We start from the raw sequence: 3,756 nt of genomic DNA on the forward strand, positions 1-3,756 counted from the left end.
GGGCGCGGCGGCGAGCAGGCGCGCGGCGATCTCGTCGTCGGCGCCGGCCACGGCCACGCGGCCGGTGAGGACACGGGCCTTGGCCTCGGCGTAGGCCTCCATGGAGCCGTGCCAGTCGAGGTGGTCCTCGGCGACGTTGAGTACCACCCCGACGTCCGGGCGGCAACTCGGCGCCCAGTGCAGTTGGAAGCTGGACAGCTCGGCCGCCAGCACGTCGACGCGGGGCTCGGCCAGGAGGACGTCCGTCACCGGCAGCCCGATGTTCCCGCAGGCGCGCGCGGCCATCCCGGCCTCCAGGCAGATGGCCTCGAGCATCGAGGTGGTGGTGGTCTTGCCGTTGGTGCCGGTCACCGCGAGCCAGGTGCGTCGCGGCCCGAACAGTTCGGCGGCGTCGGCCCGCCAGGCCAGTTCGACATCACCCCACACCGGAACCCCGGCATCGGCGACGGCCAGCAGCAGCGGCGAGTCCGGCCGCCAGCCCGGGCTCGTGATGACGAGGTCGACACGGCCCGGACCATCGGATCCGTCGAGGAGCTCGGCCGCGCGGGCGAGGTCGACGCCCGCACACCCGATGTCGTCGGGCAGCGCCTCTCGGAGTCGTGAGATGGCCTCGGGACGGGAGTCGGCGACGACCGGCTCGGCGCCCAGCGCGTGGAGGATGCGGACCGCGCCCGGGCCGGACACGCCCGCGCCCAGGACCAGCACGCGGGAGCCGGTCAGCTCGCGCACGTCGGGACCGGCGTCGGCCGCCGTGCCGGCGGTACCTGCGGTGTGGGTCATGTCGGTCATCCCGTCGAGCTCGCGAGCCAGTCGCCGTAGAACAGTGCGATCGCCAGACCACAGGAGATCGCCACCAGCAGCCAGAACCGGATGGTCACCGTGGTCTCGGCCCAGCCGCCGTTCTCGAAGTGGTGGTGGATGGGGGTCATGCGGAACGGCCGACGGCCCGTGGTGCGGAACGCGGCCACCTGGATGAGCACCGAGACGAACTCGATGACGAACACGGCGCCCACGACCACCATGAGCAGCTCGGTGCGAGAAACCACGGACACGCCCGCGACGATGCCGCCGAGGAACATCGACCCGGTGTCCCCCATGAAGATCTTGGCCGGCGCGGCATTCCACCACAGGAAGCCCAGGCAGGCGCCGAGCGCCGCCGAACAGACCACCGCGAGGTCGAGGGGGTCACGGACCTGGTAGCAGCCGGACAGATCGACGCCCTCCGCGGTGGAGAAGCAGGAGTAGCGGAACTGCCAGAAGGTGAACACCACGTAGGTGCCCATCACCATCGCCATGGACCCGGCGGCGAGGCCGTCCAGGCCGTCGGTGAAGTTGACGGCGTTGGACCAGCCGTAGACGAGGACGACGATGAAGACGAGGAAGACGACGACGGGGAAGCTCACCGCGACGAAGTCCCGCACGTAGCTCAATGACGTGCTGGCCGGGGTGAGCCCGTCGTTGTTGCGGAACTGCAGCACGAGGATGCCGAACGCGAGGGCCGCGAGGACCTGGCCGGCGGTCTTGGACAGAATGCCCAGGCCCTTGTTGTGGCGCTTGAAGACCTTGAGTCCGTCGTCGACCATCCCCACCACCGCCAGCGCGGTGGCCAGGCCGAGCACGAGCACGCCCGAGGCGGTGAACCCGCCCCCACCCACCGTGACCTGCCCGATCACCCCGGCGACGATGTATCCGAGCCACACGGCGGTGAGGATCGCGACGCCACCCATGTTGGGCGTGCCGCGCTTGCTCATGTGGGACTGCGGTCCCTCGAGACGGATCTCCTGGCCGTAGCCCTTGCGCCGGAAATAGATGATGAGCAGGGGTGTGAGGAAGATGCTCACGACGAAGGCGACGATGCCTGCGATCATGATCTGGGTCATGACTGGTTCTCCTCACCACGCGACGCGAGCAGGTGCTCGGCGACGCTCCACAAACCGACGGCAGCAGAGGCCTTGACCAGGACGATGTCGCCCGGCTCCACGCGCTCGTCCAGGATCGCCACGGCCTCCTCGGCGGTGGCGACGTGCTCCGCCTCGGAACCCCACGAGCCCTCCTGGATCGCGCCCTGGAACAGCGCACGCTGGGGGCGGCCCAGGCCCACGACCACGAGCTGGGACACGTCCAGGCGGACGAGGAAACGCCCGAGCAGGTCGTGCTCGGTGACCGCGTCCTCGCCGAGTTCGGCCATCTCCCCCAGCACCGCCCAGGTCCGCCGGTGGCCGCCGCCGGAGCGGGCCATGACGGCCAGGGACTTCAGCGCGGCCCGCATCGAATCGGGGTTGGCGTTGTACGAGTCGTTGACGACGGTGACGCCGTCGGCGGTCATCCGTACGTCCATCCGGCGTACGGAGGCGGCCTCCGCGGTCCCCAGGGCGGCGGCCACCTGCTCGACCGACATCCCGCACGCGAGACCCACCGCGGCCGCCGACAGGGCGTTGCCCACCTGGTGCTCCCCGTGCACACGGAGCGCCACATCGGCCTCACCCCGCGGGGTGACCAGGCGGAAGGAGGCGCGTACCTCGTCGTCGAGCCGTACCCGCTCCGCACGGACGTCCGCGGATCCCTCGACCCCCACGGAGACCACCTCCGCGGCGGTGCGTCCGGCCATGGTCCGGACCCGCTCGTCGTCGGCGTTGAGGACGGCCACCCCGCCGTGGGCGGCGTCCGGGAGCGCCTCGACGAGTTCGCCCTTGGTGTCGGCGATGACCTCTCGCGAGCCGAACTCGCCGAGGTGTGCGGTGCCGACGTTGAGCACGACGCCGATCCGGGGCGGTGCCAGGGCCGCCAGCTCGCGGATGTTCCCGGGCGCACGGGCACTGAGTTCCAGGACGAGGAAGTCGGTGCCGGAGTCGGCGCGCAGCGCGGTCCAGGGATGCCCGATCTCGTTGTTGAACGATCCGGGTGGCGCGACGACCGTGCCGGCCGCGGACAGCACGGCGCCGATGAGGTCCTTGGTGCTGGTCTTGCCGGACGAACCGGTCACCCCCACCACGACCAGACCGTGGTCGGCGACCAGCCGGTCGACACTCGCGCGGGCGAGGGCGCCGAGCGCGGCGAGCACCGACGCGCCGGAGCCGTCCGTGTCCGCGGCGAGCGCCATGGCGTTGGTCTGCCTCCGGTCGACCGCGGGCACGACGATCTGCGCGCCGTCCGCCCCGTCCACCTCGTGGGCGACGAGTGCCGCGGCGGCCCCGGCGTCGAGGGCGCGGGCGACGTAGTCGTGACCGTCGACGCGCTCCCCGGGCAGGGCCAGGAACAGCCCGCCCTCCCCGATCCGGCGGGAGTCGAACTCCACGGAACCGGTGACGGCCGACGCGGGGTCTCCACCGACCAACCGACCGCCGACTATCCCGGCGATCTCGCCGAGGGTGAGGTCGATCATGGTGCGTTGTCCTCCGTCTCGCCCGTGGGGGCGGCGTATCCGAGTCGTCTGATGAGTTCTTCGGCGGCTCTGGTGCGGTCGTCGAACGGGAACACGGTCCCGTTCCTCTCCTGACCGGTCTCATGGCCCTTGCCGGCGATCACGACGACGTCCCCGGTGCGGGCCCAGTCGATCGCCGTGGCGATCGCCGCTCCCCGGTCACCGACCTCCTCGATCAGGGTGTCGTCACCGGCGGCGGACTCGGCGCCCGCGAGGACCGCCGCGCGGATCTCGGCCGGGTCCTCGCTGCGCGGGTTGTCGTCGGTGACCACGACCAGGTCGGCGACCTCGGCGGCGGCGGCGCCCATGAGCGGGCGCTTGCCCGGATCGCGGTC

Annotated in this window: 4 protein-coding genes; all 4 read right to left on the reverse strand. The window is 71.6% G+C overall.

Annotated elements, in window-relative coordinates; translation table 11 throughout:
• The coding region (locus G6024_RS05080; protein WP_241728207.1) for a Mur ligase family protein at positions 1-780 on the reverse strand (780 nt) is incomplete at its 3' end.
• 5 nt (positions 781-785) lie between these two features.
• Entirely contained in the window at positions 786-1,880 is a 1,095-nt protein-coding gene (gene mraY / locus G6024_RS05085; RefSeq protein WP_159148217.1) for a phospho-N-acetylmuramoyl-pentapeptide-transferase, read from the reverse strand.
• On the reverse strand, positions 1,877-3,382 hold the full coding sequence (locus G6024_RS05090) for a UDP-N-acetylmuramoyl-tripeptide--D-alanyl-D-alanine ligase (RefSeq protein WP_120285816.1): 1,506 nt from the start codon (positions 3,380-3,382) through the stop codon (positions 1,877-1,879). The genes mraY and G6024_RS05090 overlap by 4 nt, the downstream gene beginning before the upstream one ends.
• On the reverse strand, positions 3,379-3,756 hold a 378-nt coding region (locus G6024_RS05095), incomplete at its 5' end, for a glutamate ligase domain-containing protein (RefSeq protein ID WP_338122132.1). The genes G6024_RS05090 and G6024_RS05095, both read right to left, overlap by 4 nt.

The organism is Dietzia maris, from assembly GCF_014144855.1.
GTDB classification, from domain to species: domain Bacteria; phylum Actinomycetota; class Actinomycetes; order Mycobacteriales; family Mycobacteriaceae; genus Dietzia; species Dietzia kunjamensis.